This window comes from Nonomuraea sp. NPDC054003 (assembly GCF_055585125.1).
Window position 1 is genome coordinate 25,550 of record NZ_JBVJKR010000024.1, and the last position, 22,037, is coordinate 47,586.

Genomic DNA, 22,037 nt, shown 5'->3' on the forward strand with positions numbered 1-22,037 from the left:
CCGGAGGAGGAACCCATGCGCGCAGCTCTCCTGCACGCCATAGGCGACGACAAGCTGGACATCCGCGACGACATCACGCTGGCCCCCGTCGGGCCGGGTGACGTCCGCGTACGGATCAAGGCGACGGGCGTCTGCCATTCCGACCTGTCGGCCATGACCGGCGTGCTGCCGCAACCCGTGCCGCTGATCCCCGGTCATGAGGGCGCGGGCGAGGTGGTGGAGGTCGGCGAGCACGTCGGCTCGGTCCAGCCGGGCGACCACGTGGTGATCAGCTGGCGGCCGGCCTGCCAGGAGTGCGACCTGTGCCTGGGCGGCCAGCCCTTCCTGTGCATGAAGTACATCATCGAGTCGTTCACCAAGGGCAACTTCCGCTTCGGCGGCGGCACCACCGCCTTCGGCATGGCCGGCTGCGGCACCTGGGCCGAGGAGATCGTGGTCCCGTCGGTGGGCGTCGTGAAGATCGACCCCGAGGTGTCGTGGGAGGCGGCGGCGCTGATCGGCTGCGGCATCACCACCGGCGTGGGCGCCGCGATCAACACCGCCAGGGTGCGCCCCGGCTCGACGGTCGCAGTGATCGGCTGCGGCGGCGTCGGCCTGTCGGTGATCCAGGGCGCGCGCATCTCCGGCGCCCGCACGATCCTCGCGATCGACCCGCTGGAGTCCAAGCACGAGCTGGCCAAGAAGGTCGGCGCCACCCACGCGGTCACCCCCGAGGGCGTGCCGGGCGCGCTGGCCGAGCTCACCGGCGGCGCCGGCTTCGACTACGGCTTCGAGGTCGTCGGCAAGTCGGCCACCATCCAGTCGGCCTGGCAGATCACCCGCGCGGGCGGCGACGTGATCGTGGTCGGCGCGGGCGCGGCCGACGACATGGTCTCGATCTCCGCCTTCAGCCTGCTGTTCGAGGGCAAGAACCTGCTGTCGAGCCTGTACGGGGAAGCGGACGTCCGCCATGACTTCCCGTACTTCGCCAAGCTCTACAAGGCCGGGCAGCTCGACCTGGAGTCGCTGATCAGCTCCCGCATCAAGCTCGCCGACCTCAACGACGCGGTGGCCGCGCTGAAGAGCGGCGAGGTGCTGCGCCAGATCGTCATCATGGACTGATCGCGGTTTCGGTCGCCGGCGCCCGGGTGGATCGTCCCGGGCACCGGCGGCCGCAGGAGGGCTCAGCCATGGCCGTGGGTCGCGCCGGCCGGGCACTTCACGCTCGGGTTCCACTGCTCGAACATGCCCTTCGGGTTCTCCTTGAAGATCCAGAGGTGCAGGTCGTAGTGGATGGGCATGCCGTCCACGTGCGGCCCCATCGGCCCCTGGAACTCGTGCCCGAGCAGCGTGGGCCGGTCGTCGACGGTCGCGATGCGCTGGTCCCTGTCGCGCTGGAAGTATTCGACAGCCCCCAGCTCCCGCCCGCCGTGGCCGTCGGGCACGTACACGAGGATCTCCGGACGCATCAGCTCGATCTTCGGGTCCTCGATGAGCCGCGTGTTGGCGTAGTGGTAGCCCATGCCGCCGAGCCGCTCACCGCCGGGCAGCGTGTACGGGAACTCCCAGCAATCGTCGGCCCTTTCGTACCCGTCCTGCTCGGCGACCTTCGGGTCCTTGTACTTCGCCGTCGCCTGGCGCAGCTGGTCGAGCCAGTCCGCCGGAGGGGTGTCACTCCGGTCCACGTCGACGCCCTCCGCCTGGGCCGTCGCCGCGGCGGGCAGGACGACGACGGACGTCGCGCATGCGGCGGCCAGGAGCATGGATGCGATTCTTCTCATGCCCTTGTTTGTCCGCTAACGCCCCTCGTGTCAAACACCGAGGGTTTCCAATTCTTCACTGACGGTCAGCGGCGGGCGAGGGCCTCGGGTCGGAGGCCCTCGCCCGATGGTCAGCCGCTGCTGAAGGCCGCGTCGAAGGCAGCCGTCGGCGGGGTGATCGAGTTCATGGTGCGGATGTACGACAGCGCCTCCCTGGCCCCGTCGAGCCGGTCCATCCCGGCGTCCTCCCACTCGATCGAGATCGGTCCCTCGTACCCGATGGAGTTCAGCGCGCGGAAGCAGTCTTCCCACGGCACGTCGCCGCGGCCGGTGGAGACGAAGTCCCAGCCGCGCCGCATGTCCGCCCACGGCAGGTGCGACGACAGGCGGCCGCGGCGGCCGTCGCCGACGCGGACGCGGGTGTCCTTGCAGTCGACGTGGTAGATGCGGTCGGCGAAGTCGAGGATGAACGCCACCGGGTCGAGGTCCTGCCACACCATGTGGGACGGGTCCCAGTTGAGCCCGAACGCGGGCCGGTGGCCGATGGCCTCCAGGGTGCGCACGGTGGTGTGGTAGTCGTAGGCGATCTCGCTCGGGTGCACCTCCAGCGCGAACCGCACGCCGACCTCGTCGAACACGTCCATGATCGGGTTCCACCGGTCGGCGAAGTCCTGGTAGCCGGCGTCCACCATGGAGGCGGGCACGGGCGGGAACATCGCGACGGTGTGCCAGATGGACGAGCCGGTGAAGCCGACGACGGTGTCGACGCCGAGCAGGGCGGCGGCCCTGGCGGTGTTCTTCATCTCCTCGGCGGCGGCCTGGCGCACCGACTCGGGGTCGCCGTTCCCCCAGATGCGGGCGGGCAGGATCGCCTTGTGCCGCGCGTCGATCGGGTGGTCGCAGACGGCCTGGCCCACGAGGTGGTGGGAGATGGTCCACACCTTCAGGCCGTGCTTGTCGAGCTGGGCGCGCTTCTGCTCGACGTACGACGGGTCGGAGACGGCCTGGGCGACGTCGAAGTGGTCGCCCGAGCAGGCGATCTCCAGTCCGTCGTAGCCCCATTCGGCGGCGAGCCGGCACACCTCCTCGAACGGCAGGTCGGCCCACTGGCCGGTGAACAGCGTGACGGGTCTCATCAGTCCTCCACGGTGGTGTAGCGGCTGCCGTCGGCCGCGCTGCGCTCGACGGCGGCGAGCACGCGCTGGACGCGCAGCCCGTCGGCGAACGACGGCGTGGGATCGGCGCCCTGGCCGATGGCCTCCAGGAAGTCCTTGATCTCGTGGGTGAACGTGTGCTCGTAGCCGAGGCCGTGGCCGGGCGGCCACCACGCGCCCACGTACGGATGGTCGGGTTCGGTGACGAGGATGCGCTCGAAGCCGCGCCCGCCGTCGCTGACCCACAGCTCGTTCATCGCCTCGAAGTCGAAGGCGAGGCTGCCCAGCGAGCCGTTGAGCTCGATCCGCAGCGCGTTCTTGCGGCCGGTGGCGAACCGGGTGGCCTCGAACGAGCCGAGCGCCCCGCCGGACAGCCGGCCGACGAACAGGGCGGCGTCGTCGACCGTGACGGCTCCCCTGCCGGAGCCGCCGCTGGCGGCCAGGCCCGCCGAGCCTTCGGCCAGCGGCCGCTCCTTGATGAACGTCTCGGTCAGCGCGGACACCCCGACGAGGTGCTGGCCGGCGATGAACTGGGCGGCGTCGATGATGTGCGCGCCGATGTCGCCGAGCGCGCCCGAGCCGGCCTTGTCCTTCCGCAGCCGCCACACCAGCGGGAAGTCCGGGTCGACGATCCAGTCCTGGAGGTACTGGGCCCGCACGTGGCGGATCTCGCCGAGCCGGCCCTCCTCCACCAGGCGGCGGGCCAGCGCGATGGCGGGCACCCGCCGGTAGTTGAACGCCACCATGCTCTTACCGGTGGCCGAGGCGGCGGCCGCCGCCATGGCCTCGGCCTCGGGCACGGTGTTGGCGAGCGGCTTCTCACAGATGACGTGCTTGCCGGCGCGGAGTGCGGCGATGGCGATCTCGGCGTGCGTGTCGCCGGGCGTGCAGATGTCGACCACGTCGACGTCCGCCCGCCCGACCACCTCCCGCCAGTCGGTCACCGCCTCGTCCCAGCCCAGCCGCTCGGCCGCCGCCTCTGTGGCGTCCTTCGACCGGCCCGCGATGACCCGCATGCGGGGCGTGACGGGCAGGTCGAAGAAGGCGGCGACGTTGCGCCAGGCCTGGGAATGGACGCGGCCCATGAAGGCATAGCCGATCATGCCGACGCCGACGGTTCTGTCTGACATGCAACCCCCGATCAGGATTCGAAGCCGAGTGGCAGATACTGCTCGACGTTCTCCTTGGTAATGGTCTCGGATGCCAGCGTGATCGACTGGGGAACCTGGTTCTCCACGAGATCACTCATGCCCTTCCCTTGGGCGATCAGGCGGGCGAGCTTGATCGCGGAGGAGGCCATGGTCGGGCTGTAGGTGACGGTGGCCTTCAGGACCGTGTTGTCCTCCTTGATCGCCCGCATGGCGTTGGCCGAGCCGGCCCCGCCGACCATGATGAACTCGTCCCGGCCGGCCTCGCTGATGGCGGCGAGCACGCCGACGCCCTGGTCGTCGTCGTGGTTCCAGAGCGCGTCGATCTTGCTGTGGGCCTGCAGCAGCGAGGTGGCGACCTCGTTGCCGGTCTCGACGGTGAACTGCGCGTCCTGCTGGGCGGTGACCTCGAAGCCGTACGTCTTGAGCGCGTCGGCGAAGCCCTTGCTGCGGTCCTGGGTCAGCGGGAGGGTGGCGATGCCCTGGATCTCGACGATGACCGGGTTCGAGACGTTCTTCTCCTTGAGCGCGGTGCCGATGTAGTGGCCGGCGGCCACGCCCATGCCGTAGTTGTCGCCGCCGATCCAGGTGCGGTAGGCGAGCTTGTCGGGGAAGATCCGGTCCAGGTTGACCACGGGGATGCCGGCCTCGGTGGCCCGCAGCGCGATCTGGTTCAGCTGCTGGCCGTCGTTGGGCAGGATGACCAGCGCGTTCACCTTCGCGGCGATGAGCGACTCGACCGCGGAGATCTGCTGGTTGATGTCGTTGGTGGGCTCGACGGCCTGGAACTCGACGTCCGAGAACTGCCCGGCGGTGGCTTCGGCGTTCTTGGCGATGGCCGCGATCCAGCCGTGGTCGGCGGCGGGGGCGGAGAAGCCGATGGTCACCTTGGTGCCGGGCTCGTCGTTGCCGCCGGCCGCCTGGGTGGGCGCGGGGGCGGCCGAGGTCGGCGCGGCGGACGGCTCGTTGCTGGTGCAGCCGGCCGCCAGCAGCGCGGCTCCGCCGAGCCCGCCGATCAGGAAACCCCGGCGCGCGACGTTTTCACTCATGGTGCTCTCTCCTTCAAGTTCCGCCGCTGGAGGAGGACGGCGACGACGATGATCAGGCCCTTGGCGATCAGTTGGTCACTGGTGTTGAGCCCGTTGAGGATGAACAGGTTCGTGATGAGCGTGAAGATGAGCAGGCCGAGGATCGATCCGATGATCGTGCCCCGGCCGCCGGTGAGCAGGGTGCCGCCGATGATGACGGCGGCGATCGCGTCCAACTCGTACAGGTCGCCGTGGGTGGACGAGCCCGTGGTGGTGCGGGCCATGATGAGGACCGCGGCGATGCCGCAGCACAGCCCCGACAGCGCGTAGAGCAGCATGGTGTGCCGGCGCACGTCGATGCCGGCGAGCCGGGCCGCCTCGGGGTTGCCGCCGACGGCGTAGGTGCGGCGGCCGAACGTGGTGCGGTTGAGCAGCACCCAGCCGAGCGCCACGACCAGCGCGAAGATGTAGACCAGCAGCGGGACGCCGAGCACCCGCGTGGTCGACAGCTCGACGATGGCGGAGTTCTCCGGCTGGATGAGCTGCGTCTTGCGGTCGGACATGCGCTGGGCGAGCCCGCGGGCGGCGACCAGCATGGCCAGGGTGGCGATGAACGGCACCAGCCGCCCGTAGGCGATGAGCACCCCGTTGACCAGCCCGGTCCCGGTGCCGACCAGGATGGCGCAGATCGCCATGACGACCGGGCCGAACTCCTGGGTGGCCACCGTCGTCGCCCACACCGAGGCCAGCGCCATGATCGCGCCGACCGACAGGTCGATGCCGCCGCCGATGATGACGAACGTGGCGCCGACGGTGATGACGCCGATGGTGGCGGCCAGCGACAGGATGCTGACCAGGTTCGAGGTGGTGGCGAACGCGGCCGGCTTGGTCACCAGGCCGACGACGACCAGCAGCGCGATCGCCACCAGCAGGCCCATGTGGCCGGCCTCGGTCAGCCTGCCGAGCGGGTTGCCGCCCGCCCTCCCAGGCAGCGCGATGCCTGGCGGCCCGGTGTCCGACCGTGGTTTCGTGGGGTCGCTCATCAGGCCGCCCTCCCGTTCATGATCATGTCGAGTACGAGGTGCTCGTCGAGCTCGCGGGCGTCGCCCTCGTGGATGACCGACCCTTCGCGCAGCACCAGCACGCGGTCGGCGAGGCCGAGCACCTCGGGCACCTCACTGGAGACCAGCAGCACGCCGATGCCGCGGTCGGCCAGGTCGCGGATGACCGCGTACAACTCCGCCCTGGCGCCCACGTCGACGCCCCGGGTCGGCTCGTCGAGCAGGAGCAGCTTGCGGCTGCCGAGCAGCCAGCGGGCGAGCACCGCCTTCTGCTGGTTGCCGCCCGACAGCGTCTTGACGGGCCGCTCCGGGTCGGGCGGGCGGATGTCGAGTGCCTTGGCCAGCCGCTCGGCCTCCGCCCTCTCCCGGGTACGGTCCAGCCAGCCGAACTTCGCGAACCCGGGCAGGCTGCCCAGGGTGATGTTGGCCGTGACGCTCTGGTCCAGCAGCAGCGCCTGGGCCTTGCGTTCCTCGGGGGCCAGGCCCATGCCCCGGCGCACGTTGCCGACGACGCTCTTCCGTACCTGCTTGCCGGAGAGCACCACCCGGCCGGAGGACGGGCGCGCCCCGTACACGGCTTCGAGGATCTCCGAGCGCCCGGAGCCGACCAGGCCGGCCAGCCCGACGATCTCGCCGGCGCGCACCGAGAAGGAGACGTCGCGGAACGCGCCCGGGGAGGTGAGCCCCTCGACCCGCAGCACCTCCTCGCCGGGCGGCCCGTCGGCGGGCGCCTCCGGCCGCGGCGGGAACACGTACTCGACGTTCCTGCCGGTCATCAGCGAGACGATCTGGGAGGTGGGGGTGTCGCGGGCGGGCAGCCCCACCGCGACGGTGCGGCCGTCCTTCAGCACGGTGACGCGGTCGCCGATCTCGCGGATCTCCTCCAGCCGGTGGGAGATGTAGACCACGGCCACGCCCTGGCTGGTCAGCTCGCGGATGATGCGGAAGAGGTTGGCCACCTCGTCGTGGGCGAGCGCGGCCGACGGCTCGTCCATGATGATCAGCCGGGCGTCGTGGGACAGCGCCCTGGCCATGGACACGACCTGCTTGGCGGCCGGGGACAGCCGGCCCACCTCGGTGGTGGGGCGGATCTCGGGGTGGCCGAGGCGTTCGAGCACCTGGCGGGCGGCCCGGTTGCCGGCGGCCCGGTTGACGAAGCCGAGCCTGGCGTGCTCGTGGCCGAGGAAGACGTTGTCGGTCACGCTGAGCCCGTCGACCAGGTCGAGCTCCTGGTAGATGGTGGCGAAGCCGAGCTTGATCGCGTCGTTGGGACCCGACGGGCGGACCCGCCGGCCGTTGAACTCGACGGTGCCCTCGTCGGGTTGGTGCACGCCCGCCATGACCTTGATGAGCGTGGACTTGCCGGCGCCGTTCTGGCCCAGCAGGCAGTGCACTTCTCCCGCCCGCACGTCGAGGTCCACGCCGTCGAGCGCGCGCACGCCGGGGAACTGCTTGACGATGCCCCTCATGACGAGCATGGGGCTCCCTTTCAGGCGTTGACGATCTTGTTGATGTTGTCCGGGGACAGGTAGTGCTCGATCGCCAGGATTCCGGCGCCCATGACCGCGGCGTCGACTCCCATGCGACTCGGCACGATCGACAGATGGTGGGTGGCCAGCGGCAGCGAGCGGCGGTAGATCGTCTCCCTGATGCCCGCGAGCAGGTGCTCGTGGACGCGGGAGAGCGCGCCGCCGATGACGATGGCCTCGGGGTTGAAGAAGTTGACCAGGCTGGCGAGCACCTCGCCGATGAGCCGTCCGGCCTCCCGGACCAGCCGCAGCGCCTGGGTGTTGCCGGCCTGGACCAGGGCGACGACGTCGGCGCCCGTCTCGGCGGGGACGCCGAGCTCGGTGAGCCGGCGCGCCACCGCCGCGCCGCCCGCCACCGCCTCCAGGCAGGCGCTGTTGCCGCACCGGCAGCCGGACTCCTCGTGGCCGCTGACGCGGATGTGGCCGATGTCGCCGGCCGAGCCCTGGGCGCCCCTGTGGAGCGTGCCCTCGGCCACGATGCCGCAGCCGATGCCGGTGCCGACCTTGACGAACAGCAGGTGGCGGGCCGCCGGGAAGGCGTTGCGGTGCTCGCCGAGCGCCATCACGTTCACGTCGTTGTCGACCAGGACGTCGACGCCGGGGAAGTAGTCGGGGATGGGGTAGTCGTTCCAGCCGGGCATGATCGGCGGGTTGTTGGGCCGGCCGGTGGCGAACTCGACCGGCCCCGGCACACCCATGCCGATCACCCGCAGTGCCGCCCTGGGCCGGCCCGCCTCGGCGAGCAGCCGGTCGATCCGCCCGTCGACGTGGACCAGGACCTTCTCCGGGCCTTCGCCGATGAGCAGCGAGTCCTCGCACTGGGCGAGCAGGTCGCCGGTCATGTCCATGAGCGCGATCCGGCAGTGGGTGGCGCCCAGGTCGACGCCGGCGAACGCGTGCTCCTCGGCGTGCAGGCGGAGCTGGCGCGGCGGCCGTCCGCCGGTGGACTCGCCGCTCTCGGTCTCCTCGACCAGCCCGCGTTCGATCAGCGCGTCCACCCGTTGCGAGATCGTGGAGCGGGCCAGGCCGGTGAGCCGGGCGAGATCGGAACGGGTCGTGGCAGAGCCTGCGCTGATGAGCGTCAGGACGTCACCGGGCGAGCCCGGGGCGGGGGTCATGCCGCGACAATAAGATCACACAACGCGCAATTCAAGAGGGCGAGGTGACATAACTCCCCATACTTACGCCGTTCATCGAACAAAGTCTGATTGGCCGGACATGACGAAGGCCGGACGGGGTCCCCCGCCCGGCCTTGACGTGCCGCGATCAGAGCATGCGCTGCATGGACTCCGTAGCTGACTGGACGTACGGCTGCTCGGCCATGACCTCGTCCCAGTGGTCGGCGATCGTCTCGGGCGTGAGGTCGTCGGTCTTCCAGCCCGGTCCCTCGGCGACGAACACCCGGGCCACCCGGCCCCCGCCCACGCTGAACACCTCGCCGCTCACCTCGCACGACTCGTGCACCAGGTAGGCGACCAGGGCGCTGATCCGCTCCGGGGTGAACTTGGCCTCGAGCTCCGCGGGCAGCAGCGCCTCGGTCATCCGGGTCCACGCGATCGGGGCGATGGCGTTGGCCTTGATGCCGTTGCGCGCGCCCTCGATGCCGATGGTCTTGGTCAGCCCGACCAGGCCCATCTTGGCCGTGGAGTAGTTGGCCTGGCCGAAGTTGCCGAACAGGCCGGCCGGGCTGGAGGTGTTGACGACGCGGCCGTAGCCGGCCTCCTTCATGTGCGGATAGGCGGCCTGGCTGACCAGGAAGGACCCGCGCACGTGCACGGCGAGCACGTTGTCGAAGTCCTCGACCGTCATCTTGCCCAGGGACTTGTCCCGCAGGATGCCGGCGTTGTTGATCACGATGTCGACCTTGCCGAAGGCGTCGACAGCGGACTTGACGATCGCCCGCGCGCCCTCGGGGGTGGCGACGTTGTCGGTGCTGGCTATCGCCTGCCCGCCGTTCTTGGTGATCAGCTCTGCCACCTCGGCGGCGGGGCCCGTCGAGGCGCCGGTGCCGTCGAGCGCGCCGCCGAGGTCGTTGACGACCACCTTGGCGCCGCGCTCGGCCAGCAGCAGTGCGTGTGAGCGGCCGAGGCCGTGCCCGGCCCCCGTGATGATCGCGACCCTGTCATCGAACCGCAGCATCGAACCTCCAGCACAGGAGAACAACATTCTGTTACCTGCACGATAACCCAGCGCCCCGCGGTCAGCCCTCAGCTCGGGTCCACAGCTCCGGTCCACAGCTCCGGCTCCCCCGGCAGGCGGCGGGCCCGGCCGCGCGACTCCAGCCACACCAGGTGGGCGAGCGTCTCGTTGCCGGCCGCGCGGCGCATGAACGACGGGATCGACTCCCAGGGCCGCGACCAGGTGAGCTTGGTGGCCACGTCCCAGCAGGTGACGCCGTCCGTGCCGGAGACGACCTCCTCGATCTCGGCCAGCCGCTCGCGGTGGTGCTCCATCACGTAGTCGACCCGCCCGGCCAGCTCCAGGAACCGGTACTCGTGCGCGGGGAGCACCTCCTCCACGTCGAACGCGCGCAGGGCGGCCAGCGCGTCCAGGTAGTCGGCCAGCGGGTTCGGCGCCGACTGCGGGTGCACGGCGACGGCGGAGGTGATCCTGGGCAGCACGTGGTCGCCGGTGAACAGCAGCTTCCTGGACGGCTCGGCGAAGCACAGGTGGCCGGGCGAGTGCCCCGGGGTCCACACCGCGCGCAGGTCCCAGCCGGACAGGTCGAGCCGGTCGCCGTCCTCGATGAGCCGGTCGGGCGCGGCCATCGTGACGAAGGTGCGGATCATCATGGACGCGCCCGCCAGCTCGTCCACGGTCGAGGCGGGCACGCCGCACCGCAGGAGCTGCGCGCGCTCCTTGGCGACGAGCGCGTCGATGAACTCCTCGTCGTACCGCTCGCGCAGCAGCCCGGCGTCGGCGGGGTGCAGCCCGATCCAGGCGCCCGACGCCTCGCGGACCCGCCCGGCGAGCCCGTAGTGGTCGGGGTGGATGTGGGTGACGAGCACCGCCTTGACGTCCGCGATCGTGTAGCCGGCCACGCCGAGCCCGGCCGTCAGCGCCTCGTACGCCTCGTCGGTGTCCCACCCGGCGTCGATGATCGCCACGCCGTCGGCCAGCTCCAGCGCGTAGACGAGCACGTACCGCAGGGGGTTGATCGGGATGGGCACCGGGATCGACCAGAGACCGGGCCGGACCCGCTCGACCTCGGGGATGCCGCCGCCCGTCCATGCCGCGCGCTGCTTCTCGCTGGAGGGGGTCACCACGAACTTCGCCATGCCCGTGATTCTGCCCGTACTTCCCGAACCATGTTCTACTGGGGTCATGGACGCGGTACGGGACGGGCGCTGGGTCAGGCAGGCCAACCACTTCACCGACCGGCTGGGGCCGCCCGAGCCGGGCCGCTACCGGCTCTACGCCTCCTACGCCTGCCCGTGGGCGCAGCGGGTGCTGATCGTCCGCGAGCTGCTCGGCCTCCAGGACCTGCTCGACGTCGCGATCGTGGACCCGATCAGGGACGAGCGGGGCTGGCGGGTGCCGGGCGGCGGGTTCCTGTCGGAGCTCTACCTGGCCACCGACCCGGGCTTCGAGGGCCGCCACACGGTGCCGTGCGTGTGGGACGTCAAGGAACGGCGCATCGTCACCAACGACTTCCCGCAGATCACCCTGGATCTGGAGACCCGCTGGGGCGGCACGCCCGACCTGTACCCCAAGGAGCTGCGCGACGGGATCGACGCCGTGAACGACCGCCTCTACCACGGCCTCAACAACGCGGTCTACGAGGCGGGCTTCGCCAGGAGCCAGGAGGCGTACGAGGACGCGGTGCGCCGGGTGTTCGCCACGCTGGACTTCCTGGAGGAGCGGCTGACGGGGTCGGAGTTCCTGTTCGACCGGCTGACTGAGAGCGACGTGCGTGCCTACACGACGCTGGCGAGGTTCGACACGGTCTACTACGCGCACTTCAAGTGCTCGGTCCGCCGGCTGACGGACTATCCCGCGGTGTGGGCGTACGCGAGGAGGTTGTACGCGATCCCGGCCTTCCGCGAGACCACGGACTTCGACCACATCAAGCGCCACTACTACATGACCCAGACGACCATCAACCCGAACCGGCTCGTGCCGCTGGGACCGGAGCTCGACTGGAGCCTGTGACCGGCATCCGGACGAACAGCAGCGCCGAGGCCAGCACCACGGCCGCGCTCACGCCCCAGGCGGCTGCCACGCCGGCCTGCACGGCGAGCGTGCCGAGCGTCAGGTTGGCCAGGATGCCGCCGGACTGCAGGGAGAGCGAGGACGTGGAGGTGACGGTGGTGCGCTCGGCGGCCGTGACGGCGTTGTGGGTCATCTCCAGGCACAACAGCCCGGTCACCGAGGAGCCGACGAACAGCGCGACGTAGGCCGCGCCGGCGGTCAGCAGCCCGGCCGCGCCGCCGAGCCCGGCCGTCGCGGCCAGCGCGCCGACGGAGAGCGCGGTCGCCACGAGACCGGCGATCGCTCCCCTGGCCGAGCCACCGGCCAGGCGGGCCGCCCGGGGCGCCAGCGCGCTGCCCGCGGCGCTGCCGGCGAATCCCAGCGCGGCGACGACCGCGTACGCCGTGCTGCCCTGCTCGGCCGTGCCCGCCAGCTGGGCCAGACGGCCCGGGGTGAGCAGCTCGATCGACATCAGCATCACGCCCGAGGCCGCGGACGCGAGCATCAGGCGGCGCAGCACGCGCCCGCCGGCCGCCAGCCGCACCCCGGAGACGACCGTGGCGGGCACCTCGCGCAGCACGCCGCCCAGCGACCTGCGAGCATGCGGCGGCTCGGGCAGCGCGAGGAGCACGACCGCCAGCAGGACCGCCGCCGCCACCGCGCCGACCAGGCTCGGCGCGGCCAGCGGGAACACCAGCTCAGGCGGCACCACGAGCGGCAGGGCGCCGCCGGCCAGCACGCCGAGGCAGAGCGCCACGGACTCCATGGCCGCGCCGCGGGACAGCCCCGGCTTGAGGTCGGCGTCGCGCCCTTCGAGGCGGTGCAGCGTGTCGACGTACCAGGACGTGGCGGGACCGCTGGACAGGGCCCTGGCGACGCCCTTGAGCGCCCCGCTGACCAGGAACATCCAGAACGCCGTGGACACGCTCATCAGCAGGAGTGCCGCTGTCAGGAACACGGCGGAGACGGCCAGCATCACGCGCCGCCCCACGACGTCGGACAGGCCGCCGGTGGGCAGTTCCAGCGCCACGGTGACCGTCGAGAAGACCGTGACCACCAGGCCGATCTGCGCCAGGCCGAGACCTCTCTCGGTCATCAGCAGCACCATCGAGGGGACCTGCAGCCCGACCGGCAACCAGGCCAGGAAGCAGACGAGCGTGTAGCGGCGTAACGCGGAACGGGCGGTCATGACTCCTCCTCCTGGGACGTGCGGGGGACGGCGCCCAGCCAGACGTGCACCTTCCTGGCGCCGGGGTCGCCGGCGTGGCGGGCGACGAGGTCGCGCAGGAGCTCCTCGGCCCGGTCCTTGAACTCGCGGAGCGCGGCGGGCGGCAGCGTGAGGAGGTGGTCGCTCATCCCGGAGACGTCCGCCCACTCCTCGGACCAGCCGGCCTGGCCGTACTCCTCCATCACCCGCCCGACCATCTCGGCCTGCCGCAGGTGGATGATCCTGAGCGCCTCGCGGCCCTCGGCGCTGGCGGACAGCTCGACGGCGTCCCACGAGGTGTAGCGGTGGCGGGCGCGCCAGCGGCGCTCGCGGCCGTCGCGCTGGTCGGCGTCCTCCTCGATGAAGCCGTACTTGAACAGCTCGCGCAGGTGGTAGCTGGTCGAGCCCGAGCTCTCGCCGACCTTGCGGCCCAGCTCGCTCGCGGTGGCCGGCCCGTCGCCGCGCAACAGGCCGAGCAGGCGCACCCGCAGCGGGTGGGCGACCGCCTTGAGCACCCGCGGGTCACTGATCGTGTACTGCTCTTCCATACAGTCGAGCGTAAACCGCAAAGAGTTTTTTGCAAAGGCAATTTTGCGGTTTTCCGAGATCGATAGACTGGGCGGATGCTGGACGACATCTGGGTGGACGACGCGGTCGCCGCGCTCCGCCCCGACTTCACGGTGCTCGCGATGACGGCTCTCGGCCTGCGCAACGGGCCCACCGACGACCGGTCCCGCGCCTGGCTCGCCGAGGCGGCCGAGGCGGCGCGGCCGGTCCAGGACGCCAAGATCGACGCCTGGAAGGACGCCTACCGCGCCTTCGGCGCCAAGCCGCAGCGCACCCGCCCGTCGGTCGACGCGCTCACCCGCAGGCTGCCGCTGCCGGAGATCAACCTGGTGGTCGACGCCTACAACTCCGTCAGCGTCAGACACGCGCTGCCCATCGGCGGCGAGGACCTCGACCGCTACTCCGGCCCGGCCCGCCTGGTCAGGGCGACCGGCGACGAGGCGTCCGAGGAGGCGCTGGGGCCGCCTGAGCCCGGTGAGGTGATCTGGCGCGACGACGTGGGCGTGACCTGCCGCAGGTGGAACTGGCGCCAGGTGGTGCGCACCCGGCTCACCGAGGAGACCACCAACGCGATCTTCCTGCTGGAGCGGCTGGAGCCGATGACGCTGGAGGAGCTGAAGGAAGCCGGCGAGGAGCTCGCCGACCTGCTGACCCGGCTCACTCCCGAGGTCCGCATCACCACCAGGCTCGTATCAAGCGGGAAGTAAACACCATCCAGTGATGTTGATACCAAAAGGTAATATTTTCAGCACCGCCTGTACTGACGAGGGAGGCGTGACCTCTTTGGACACCCCTGAGAGGATCAGCCGTGGCGCAACGGCCTAGGCTGCGCGCTGTGCCGGTCCGGGCGAGTAGCCTTGGACAAGTTCTCTATCATCAACGCCGATCTGCGGAAGAGGGCGATTTCCGCCGTGTCGTCTGAGTCGTCGCGGACAAACCCGCTGGCAAGCTTTGGTCAGAATGAATGGCTTGTCGACGAGCTGTACCAGAAGTACCTCCAAGACCCCGAGTCTGTAGACAAGGCCTGGTGGAACTTCTTCGCTGACTACAACCCTGACTACGGACCGGGGCGCACCCCGGCCAGGGAGGCGGCGAACGGCACGGCTACCGCGCCCGCGCCCGCCCCCGCAGCACCAGCGAAGGAGCCGCCCAAGGCGGCACCACCCAAGGCGGCGCCGGCCGCCGTGAAGCCGAAGCAGCCGCCGGCCCCGGTGCCCAAGGGCGCCGAGGAGGTCAAGCTGCGCGGCGCCGCGGCGCGCACGGCCGTCAACATGGACGCCTCGCTGGCCATCCCGACCGCCACCAGCGTCCGGGCCATCCCGGCCAAGCTGATGGTCGACAACCGCATCGTGATCAACAATCACCTCAAGCGGGGTCGCGGCGGCAAGGTCTCCTTCACCCACCTGATCGGCTTCGCCGTGGTCCGGGCGCTGGCGGCCATGCCGGACATGAACCACTCCTACACCGAGGTCGACGGCAAGCCCACGCTGGTCAAGCCGGAGCACGTCAACCTCGGCCTGGCCATCGACGTGCAGAAGAGCAACGGCGAGCGCCAGCTGCTCGTGCCGTCGATCAAGGCGGCCGAGGAGATGGACTTCCGGCAGTTCTGGATGGCCTACGAGGAGATCGTCCGCAAGGCGCGCGCCGGCAAGCTCGGCGTCGACGACTTCGCCGGCACCTCGATCTCGCTGACCAACCCCGGCACGATCGGCACCGTCCACTCCGTGCCCCGCCTGATGCCCGGCCAGGGCACCATCATCGGCGTGGGCGCGATGGAGTACCCCGCCGAATACCAGGGCGCCTCCCCCGAGACGCTCTCCCGCCTGGCCGTCTCCAAGGTCATCACGCTGACCAGCACCTACGACCACCGGATCATCCAGGGCGCCCAGTCGGGCGACTTCCTGCGCACGATCCACCAGCTGCTGCTCGGCGAGAACGGCTTCTACGACGAGATCTTCGAAGCCCTGCGCATCCCGTACGAGCCGGTCCGCTGGGTCCAGGACGTCTCGGCCTCGCACGACGACGACGTGTCCAAGTCCGCCCGGGTGCTGGAGCTGATCCACGCCTACCGGGTGCGCGGTCACCTCATGGCCGAGACCGACCCGCTGGAATACAAGCAGCGCAAGCACCCCGACCTCGACATCCAGTCCCACGGGCTCACCCTGTGGGACCTGGAGCGCGAGTTCGCCACCGGCGGTTTCGGCGGCCGCCCGCTGATGCGGCTCCGCGAGATCCTGGGCGTGCTCCGCGACTCCTACTGCCGCACCGTCGGCATCGAGTACATGCACATCCAGAACCCCGAGGAGCGGGCCTGGATCCAGGCGCGGGTGGAGAAGCCGCACGCCTCCCCGGCCCGTGACGAGCAGCTCAACATCCTGAGCCGGCTCAACACCGCCGAGGCGTTCGAGACCTTCCTGCAGACCAAGTACGTCGGCCAGAAGCGCTTCTCGCTGGAGGGCGGCGAGTCCCTCATACCGCTGCTCGACTCGGTGATCAGCGACGCCGCCGACGAGGGCCTCGACGAGGTCGTCATCGGCATGGCTCACCGGGGCCGGCTCAACGTGCTGGCCAACATCGTGGGCAAGTCCTACGGGCAGATCTTCGGCGAGTTCGAGGGCAACATCGACCCCCGCACCGCCCACGGCTCCGGTGACGTGAAGTACCACCTGGGCGCCTCCGGCGAGTTCACCGCGCCGAGCGGCAAGACCATCACCACCTCGGTGGTGGCCAACCCGTCCCACCTGGAGGCGGTCGACCCGGTCCTGGAGGGCGTCGTCCGCGCCAAGCAGGACCTGCTGGAGCGCGGCGAGGAGGGCTTCACGGTCCTGCCGGTGCTCGTCCACGGCGACGCGGCCTTCGCCGGCCAGGGCGTCGTGGCCGAGACGCTCAACCTGTCGCAGCTGCGCGGCTACCGCACCGGCGGCACCGTCCACGTCGTGGTCAACAACCAGGTCGGCTTCACCACCTCGCCCGCCTCGTCCCGCTCCTCGGTCTACGCGACCGACGTGGCGCGGATGATCCAGGCGCCGATCTTCCACGTCAACGGCGACGACCCCGAGGCCGTGGTCCGCGTGGGCGAGCTGGCCTACGAGTACCGCCGGGCGTTCCGCAAGGACGTCGTGATCGACCTCATCTGCTACCGCCGCCGCGGCCACAACGAGGGCGACAACCCGGCCTTCACCCAGCCGCTGATGTACGACCTCATCGACGCCAAGCGCTCGACCCGCAAGCTCTACACCGAGGCGCTGATCGGCCGGGGCGACATCACGGTCGAGGAGGCCGAGTCGGCTCTCCGCGACTACCAGGCCAAGCTGGAGCAGGCGTTCACCGAGACCCGCGAGGCGGCGAAGAAGCCGCTGGAGGCGGGGGCGATGCGGGTGCCGCCGACCGAGGTGGTCAAGTGGTCCCACGCCGACACGGCGACCTCGATCACCGACGAGACGCTCAAGCGCATCGTCGACACCCAGCTCAGCCTGCCCGAGGGCTTCACGGTGCACCCGCGCCTCGCGCCGGTGCTGCAGCGCCGGGGCCAGATGGTGGAGCAGGACTCCATCGACTGGAGCATGGGCGAGACGCTGGCGTTCGGCGCGCTGCTCATCGACGGCCACCCGGTCCGCCTCGTCGGTCAGGACTCCCGCCGCGGCACGTTCACCCAGCGCCACGCCGTGCTGGTCGACCGCGTGACCGGCGCCGAGCACACCCCGCTCAAGGCGTTCAACCAGGGCACGACCAAGTTCTACGTCTACGACTCGCTGCTGAGCGAGTTCGCGGCGCTGGGCTTCGAGTACGGCTACAGCGTCGTACGCCCTGACGCGCTGGTGCTGTGGGAGGCGCAGTTCGGCGACTTCGTCAACGGCGCCCAGACGATCATCGACGAGTTCATCTCGTCCGGTGAGCAGAAGTGGGGCCAGCGCTCGGGCGTGGTGCTCATGCTGCCGCACGGCTACGAGGGGCAGGGTCCCGACCACTCCTCGGCCCGCATCGAGCGGTTCCTCCAGGTCTGCGCGCTCGACAACATGACGGTCGCGCAGCCGACCACCCCGGCCAACCACTTCCATCTGCTGCGCTGGCAGGTGAAGTCGGGCCGGCACAAGCCGCTGGTCATCTTCACGCCGAAGTGGCTGCTGCGCCACAAGCGGGCCACCTCGAAGGCCGCCGACTTCACCTCGGGCACCTTCCAGCCGGTCATCGGCGAGACGCTGATCGACCCGGGCAAGGTCACCAAGGTGGTCCTGTGCTCCGGCAAGGTCTACTACGACCTGCTGGCCAAGCGGGAGGCCGACGGCCGCGACGACGTGGCGCTGGTCCGCGTGGAGCGGCTCTACCCGTACCCGAAGGAGGAGCTCGACGCCGAGCTGGCCCGGTTCGGCCCGCAGGCTGAGCTGCTCTGGGTGCAGGACGAGCCGATCAACATGGGCCCGTGGCCCTACCTGTCGCTCAAGCTGGCCGAGGACCCGCAACTGCTGGGCGGCCGCCCCCTGCGGCGGGTCTCCCGTCCGGCCAACAGCTCGCCCGCGGCCGGCTCGCACGCCGCCCACGACGCGGAGCTGGAGGAGATCCTGCGCCAGGTCTACGGCTGACCTGATCACGTGAGTCGGCCCCCGCCCCGGCGGGGGCCGACTGCTTTCGCCGCGCTCCCCGCCGGGACGTGCGGGTCGCTTGGAGAGTCGAGGAGACGGAGCACGATGTACTTCACGGATCGGGGGATCGAGGAGCTGGTCGCTCGCCGGGGCGAGGAGGAGGTCACCCTGCTCTGGCTCGGCGAGCGGCTGCGCGAGTTCGTCGATCTCAACCCCGAGTTCGAGACACCGGTCGAGCGTCTGGCCACCTGGCTGGCCAGACTCGACGACGAGGACGAGTGACACCCGCCCGCCCGTAGACGCGATACATCTTGAGATTTCGGCGGACGCGACATATCGTGTTCACTGTCAAGATGCGTCGCCAGAGAGGGCGGGATCATGCGGCAGTGGACCATCGAGAGTCCAGAGCAGCTCACGTTCGGGCACGTTGACGCCCTCGACGTGCGCATCGTGGCGGGCAGGCTCGCCGTGCTGGCCAGCGACGGTCCACCGGCGCTCGAAGTGACCGAGTTCGACTCGGCCTCACCGCTGCTGGTCACCTACGACGAGGACACCCGGCGTCTGAGCGTCACGTACAAGGATCTGACCTGGGACGGGATGCTCGGCTGGCTGCGCCGCGACCGGCGCAGGACCGTCGCGACGCTCACCGTGCCGCGCCGCTGCGCGGTCAACGCCGGAGTCGTGTCGGCGTCCGCCGTGGTGGCCGGGTTCGAGGCGTCGACGCAGGTCAAGAGCGTGTCCGGCGAGATCGTGCTCGACGGCGTGAGCGGTGAGGTGAGCGCCACCACCGCCTCGGGCGCGGTGGAGAGCCGGGCGATGGAGGGCGATCTGTCGTTCAAGAGCGTCTCCGGCGACCTGACCGTCGCCGACGGCCTGCCGCGCAGGCTGCGCGCCAACACCGTCTCCGGCCGCATCACCGCCGACCTCGCGCTCAAGCCGACCGGCTACGTCACGCTGAACACGGTCTCCGGCTCCATTCTGGTCCGGCTGCCCGAGAACGCGGCGACGGACGTCACGATCAGGTCGACGTCCGGCCGCCTGGTCAGCGCCTTCGAGGAGGTGTCGCAGACCGGCGGCCCCGGCGCCCGGTCGATGTCGGGCCGGCTGGGCGGCGGCATGGCCTCCCTTTCCGCGACGACCGTCTCCGGCGAAGTCACGCTGCTCAAGAGGGAGAAGCAATGAGTCCCGTCTTCGGCCACGGCCGGCTCCGGCTCTACCTGCTCAAGCTGCTGGAGGAGAGCCCCCGACACGGGTACGAGGTCATCCGGCTGCTGCAGGACCGTTTCCTCGGCGTCTACTCGCCCTCCCCCGGCACCATCTACCCGCGCCTGGCCCGCCTGGAGGCCGAAGGCCTGGTCACGCACGAGGTGGCCGACGGCAAGAAGGTGTTCTCCATCACCGACAAGGGCCGCGAGGAGCTGAACGCCCGCCTCGACGAGCTCGACGACCTGGAGCGGGAGATCTCGGCCTCGGTACGCGACATCGCCCGGGAGGTGAAGGAGGACGTCCGCGACACCGTCAAGTCGCTGCGCGAAGAGCTGACGCGGATGGCCAGGGACGTGCGCACCGGCACCGGCGACGACATCCGCCGTACGCGTGAGCGGCAGAAGCAGGAGTTCACCCGGCTCAAGGAGGAGCAGAAGCGCCAGTGGAGCGAGCACGCCCAGCACTGGCAGGGCGAGAGCGAGCGGCTGGCCGGCGAGTGGCGGCGCATCTGGACCGAGGTGTGGCGCACGGTCGGCGGCGCGCCGGAGAGCCGGGCGGAGCTGGACGACGAGTTGGGCGAGGCGCTCGCCGACTTCGTGGCGAAGGTCCGCGAGGAGGCGTCGGAGTCCAGCATCACCCGCGAGAAGCTCGACGACCTGCGGCGCACGCTCGACGAGACGTCCGCCCGGGTGCGTGACACGCTGCGGTCATGATCCGCCGGAGGGCCCCTGGTCCCCCGCCACCCGGGACCAGGCGCCCTCCGAGGTCAGGCGGTGAAGACGATCTTGCCGAAGACGTCGCCCTCGTGCATGGCCGCGAACCCGTTCCGGGCCTCGGCGAGCGGCATCGTCCGGTCGACGACCGGCCGGACCCCGGTCTGCTCCAGGAAGACGCCCAGCCGCTGGAGCTGGTCGCGGGTCCCCATGGTGGAGCCGACCACCGAGAGCTGCAGGAAGAAGACCCGGTTCAGGTCGGCCGGCGGGACCGCCCCGCTGGTGGCGCCGCTGACCACGATCCGCCCGCCCGGTCTGAGCGACTTGAGCGAATGGTCCCAGGTGGCCTGGCCGACCGTCTCCATCACGGCGTCCACCCGCTCGGGCAGCCGCGCGCCGGACTCGAAGACCTGGTCGGCGCCGAGCTCACGGGCCCGTTCCCGCTTGGACTCGGAGCGGCTGGTTGCCCACACGCGGAACCCACCCGCCCGGCCGAGCGCGATGAGCGCGGTGGCGACGCCGCCGCCGGCCCCCTGCACGAGCACGGTCGAGCCGGGCTCCAGCCCGGCCTTGTCGAACAGCATCCGGTACGCGGTCAGCCACGCGGTCGGCAGACAGGCGGCCTCCTCGAAGGAGAGCGCGGCCGGCTTGGGCACGAGGTTGCGGCGGGGCACGGCCACGCGTTCGGCGAACGTGCCGTCGTACACCTCCGACAGCAGCGACCGCTTCGGATCGAGCGTCTCGTCGGCCCCCGTGCCGACCACCGCGTGCACGACGACCTCGTTGCCGTCCTCGTCGACGCCGGCCGCGTCGCAGCCGAGCACGATCGGCAGCCGGTCCTGCCTGATGCCGACGCCCTTGAGCGTCCACAGGTCGTGGTGGTTGAGCGCGGCCGCCCGCACCGAGACGGTCGTCCAGCCGTCGGGGACCTTCGGCTCGGGGCGCTCACCGAGGGTCAGGCCGGCGAGAGGATTGTCGGGATCGGTCTGTGTGGCGGTAACGGCGAACATGGCCGCACCTTACTTGACGCTGATCCGGATGCCGTCGAGCGCCTTGCCGACGAACGCGTCGTCGCCCATCGCGACCACGCGCATCCCGTCGCGGCACACGTCCGCGACCGGGTGTCCGCGCCCCCGGACGCCCCGGGGCAGGCCGCGCGCCTTCTTGCAGCCGGGGGTGGGGATGAGCGCCACCATGTCGGTCGCGCCGCCGCCGAACCAGAGCTGCGGCCCCACCGGTTCGCCGCGTTCGGTGTCGCCCGGCGCGGCCAGCCGCACCCGCCCGGAGCCGGACAGCACCAGGTGGCCGTCACCGGTCACCCGGCCGCGCACCCCGCTCGCGACCGCCAGCCGCTGGTCGAACCCCAGCCCGGGCGGGCGGTCGTACATGGCCATCCGCCACGGGCCGAACGCGAACAGCAGCACCTGCCCGAACGAGCCGCTGCCCGCCTGACGCGGCCAGAGCGTCACGTTGTCGCCGAACGACCTGATCGGCTCGCCCCCTCGGGTGATCTCCAGCTCGCCGTTGTAGGGGGCGGTGAGCTGGCGGAACTCGTCGTCGACCCACACGCCCTGGAACGGTCGCAGGCCGAGCCGGTCGAGGCGGAGCTCGGCGGGGTAGCGCACGGTGGCCCGGACGCCGTCGGGGAACGTCACCTCGATCCGCGCCGTGCCCTTCTTCTCGTCCGCTTCCGGATGCAGCAGGTTGGGGCGGCTGTCGACGCGGGTGAGCGACCGGATGGGGGCGGCGGCCTCGCGGGGCGGTTCCCGCTCGGGCGCGGGTTCGGGCCCGCGGCTGAGGATCAGGCCGGCGACGGACGCGCCCAGGAGCGCGAGCACGACCAGCAGCCCGATCGGACGGCGGCGGTCGCGCTCGCCCGCTTCGATGACATCGAACTGATCGGCCACGACGGAC

General features: G+C 70.9%; 20 protein-coding genes. 7 read left to right on the top strand and 13 right to left on the bottom strand.

Features of this window, described 5'->3' with window-relative positions:
• Positions 1 to 15 precede the first annotated feature (15 nt).
• Positions 16 to 1,101: a Zn-dependent alcohol dehydrogenase gene (locus ACZ6YG_RS41495; RefSeq protein WP_466020971.1), complete on the top strand. Its 1,086-nt coding sequence runs from the start codon at positions 16 to 18 to the stop codon at positions 1,099 to 1,101.
• 62 nt (positions 1,102 to 1,163) lie between these two features.
• On the opposite strand, the gene ACZ6YG_RS41500 is transcribed toward ACZ6YG_RS41495, so the two are convergent.
• The 9 genes from ACZ6YG_RS41500 to ACZ6YG_RS41540 form a co-directional block, all read right to left on the bottom strand.
• Positions 1,164 to 1,760 carry a hypothetical protein gene (locus tag ACZ6YG_RS41500; protein ID WP_148029379.1) on the bottom strand — a complete coding sequence of 199 codons (597 nt, stop codon included), beginning with the start codon at positions 1,758 to 1,760 and terminating at the stop codon, positions 1,164 to 1,166.
• A gap of 110 nt (positions 1,761 to 1,870) precedes the next feature.
• A complete protein-coding gene (locus ACZ6YG_RS41505; protein ID WP_148034296.1) occupies positions 1,871 to 2,878 on the bottom strand; it encodes a sugar phosphate isomerase/epimerase family protein in 1,008 nt (335 codons plus the stop codon).
• Entirely contained in the window at positions 2,875 to 4,023 is a 1,149-nt protein-coding gene (locus ACZ6YG_RS41510) for a Gfo/Idh/MocA family protein (protein ID WP_187280958.1), read from the bottom strand. The genes ACZ6YG_RS41505 and ACZ6YG_RS41510 overlap by 4 nt, the downstream gene beginning before the upstream one ends.
• Positions 4,024 to 4,034: 11 nt before the next feature.
• Positions 4,035 to 5,090, bottom strand: a complete 1,056-nt coding sequence (locus ACZ6YG_RS41515; RefSeq protein WP_148029378.1) for a substrate-binding domain-containing protein — start codon at positions 5,088 to 5,090, stop codon at positions 4,035 to 4,037.
• Positions 5,087 to 6,112, bottom strand: a complete 1,026-nt coding sequence (locus ACZ6YG_RS41520; RefSeq protein WP_148029377.1) for an ABC transporter permease — start codon at positions 6,110 to 6,112, stop codon at positions 5,087 to 5,089. Before ACZ6YG_RS41520 ends, ACZ6YG_RS41515 begins: the two co-directional genes overlap by 4 nt.
• Complete coding sequence (locus tag ACZ6YG_RS41525; protein WP_466020972.1) at positions 6,112 to 7,608, bottom strand: sugar ABC transporter ATP-binding protein; 1,497 nt, start codon at positions 7,606 to 7,608, stop codon at positions 6,112 to 6,114. Before ACZ6YG_RS41525 ends, ACZ6YG_RS41520 begins: the two co-directional genes overlap by 1 nt.
• 11 nt (positions 7,609 to 7,619) lie before the next feature.
• Positions 7,620 to 8,777 (bottom strand): ROK family protein, encoded by a 1,158-nt coding sequence (locus ACZ6YG_RS41530; RefSeq protein WP_466020973.1) that lies wholly within the window; start codon positions 8,775 to 8,777, stop codon positions 7,620 to 7,622.
• A 148-nt stretch (positions 8,778 to 8,925) separates the two neighbouring features.
• Positions 8,926 to 9,798 carry an SDR family oxidoreductase gene (locus tag ACZ6YG_RS41535; protein WP_466020974.1) on the bottom strand — a complete coding sequence of 291 codons (873 nt, stop codon included), beginning with the start codon at positions 9,796 to 9,798 and terminating at the stop codon, positions 8,926 to 8,928.
• Between the two features lie 68 nt (positions 9,799 to 9,866).
• Positions 9,867 to 10,937 carry an MBL fold metallo-hydrolase gene (locus ACZ6YG_RS41540; RefSeq protein WP_466020975.1) on the bottom strand — a complete coding sequence of 357 codons (1,071 nt, stop codon included), beginning with the start codon at positions 10,935 to 10,937 and terminating at the stop codon, positions 9,867 to 9,869.
• A gap of 46 nt (positions 10,938 to 10,983) precedes the next feature.
• On the opposite strand from ACZ6YG_RS41540, the gene ACZ6YG_RS41545 reads away from it, so the two are divergent.
• The gene (locus tag ACZ6YG_RS41545; protein ID WP_148029372.1) at positions 10,984 to 11,811 is read left to right on the top strand and encodes a glutathione S-transferase family protein; all 828 of its coding nucleotides are present in this window, start codon (positions 10,984 to 10,986) and stop codon (positions 11,809 to 11,811) included.
• On the opposite strand, the gene ACZ6YG_RS41550 is transcribed toward ACZ6YG_RS41545, so the two are convergent.
• Together ACZ6YG_RS41550 and ACZ6YG_RS41555 are read right to left on the bottom strand one after the other, a co-directional pair.
• On the bottom strand, positions 11,759 to 13,039 hold the full coding sequence (locus ACZ6YG_RS41550) for an MFS transporter (protein WP_148029371.1): 1,281 nt from the start codon (positions 13,037 to 13,039) through the stop codon (positions 11,759 to 11,761). The two genes, ACZ6YG_RS41545 and ACZ6YG_RS41550, sit on opposite strands and share 53 nt — an antisense overlap.
• A complete protein-coding gene (locus ACZ6YG_RS41555; protein ID WP_148029370.1) occupies positions 13,036 to 13,605 on the bottom strand; it encodes a winged helix-turn-helix domain-containing protein in 570 nt (189 codons plus the stop codon). Before ACZ6YG_RS41555 ends, ACZ6YG_RS41550 begins: the two co-directional genes overlap by 4 nt.
• Before the next feature lie 75 nt (positions 13,606 to 13,680).
• Between ACZ6YG_RS41555 and ACZ6YG_RS41560 the strand changes: the two genes are divergently transcribed.
• The 5 genes from ACZ6YG_RS41560 (at position 13,681) to ACZ6YG_RS41580 (ending at position 20,123) form a co-directional block, all read left to right on the top strand.
• On the top strand, positions 13,681 to 14,331 hold the full coding sequence (locus tag ACZ6YG_RS41560; protein ID WP_148029369.1) for a B3/B4 domain-containing protein: 651 nt from the start codon (positions 13,681 to 13,683) through the stop codon (positions 14,329 to 14,331).
• A gap of 204 nt (positions 14,332 to 14,535) precedes the next feature.
• The gene (locus ACZ6YG_RS41565; protein ID WP_271276595.1) at positions 14,536 to 18,204 is read left to right on the top strand and encodes a multifunctional oxoglutarate decarboxylase/oxoglutarate dehydrogenase thiamine pyrophosphate-binding subunit/dihydrolipoyllysine-residue succinyltransferase subunit; all 3,669 of its coding nucleotides are present in this window, start codon (positions 14,536 to 14,538) and stop codon (positions 18,202 to 18,204) included.
• A 105-nt stretch (positions 18,205 to 18,309) separates the two neighbouring features.
• Positions 18,310 to 18,486: a DUF6104 family protein gene (locus ACZ6YG_RS41570; RefSeq protein WP_187280957.1), complete on the top strand. Its 177-nt coding sequence runs from the start codon at positions 18,310 to 18,312 to the stop codon at positions 18,484 to 18,486.
• A 96-nt stretch (positions 18,487 to 18,582) separates the two neighbouring features.
• Positions 18,583 to 19,386 carry a DUF4097 family beta strand repeat-containing protein gene (locus tag ACZ6YG_RS41575; protein ID WP_466020976.1) on the top strand — a complete coding sequence of 268 codons (804 nt, stop codon included), beginning with the start codon at positions 18,583 to 18,585 and terminating at the stop codon, positions 19,384 to 19,386.
• Positions 19,383 to 20,123 (top strand): PadR family transcriptional regulator, encoded by a 741-nt coding sequence (locus ACZ6YG_RS41580; RefSeq protein ID WP_397198836.1) that lies wholly within the window; start codon positions 19,383 to 19,385, stop codon positions 20,121 to 20,123. Before ACZ6YG_RS41575 ends, ACZ6YG_RS41580 begins: the two co-directional genes overlap by 4 nt.
• A 53-nt stretch (positions 20,124 to 20,176) precedes the next feature.
• Here the strand turns inward: ACZ6YG_RS41580 and ACZ6YG_RS41585 are convergent, their stop codons facing one another.
• Together ACZ6YG_RS41585 and ACZ6YG_RS41590 are read right to left on the bottom strand one after the other, a co-directional pair.
• Positions 20,177 to 21,133: a zinc-binding dehydrogenase gene (locus ACZ6YG_RS41585; protein WP_466020977.1), complete on the bottom strand. Its 957-nt coding sequence runs from the start codon at positions 21,131 to 21,133 to the stop codon at positions 20,177 to 20,179.
• 9 nt (positions 21,134 to 21,142) lie between these two features.
• On the bottom strand, positions 21,143 to 22,030 hold the full coding sequence (locus ACZ6YG_RS41590; RefSeq protein WP_466020978.1) for a hypothetical protein: 888 nt from the start codon (positions 22,028 to 22,030) through the stop codon (positions 21,143 to 21,145).
• Positions 22,031 to 22,037: the final 7 nt, after the last annotated feature.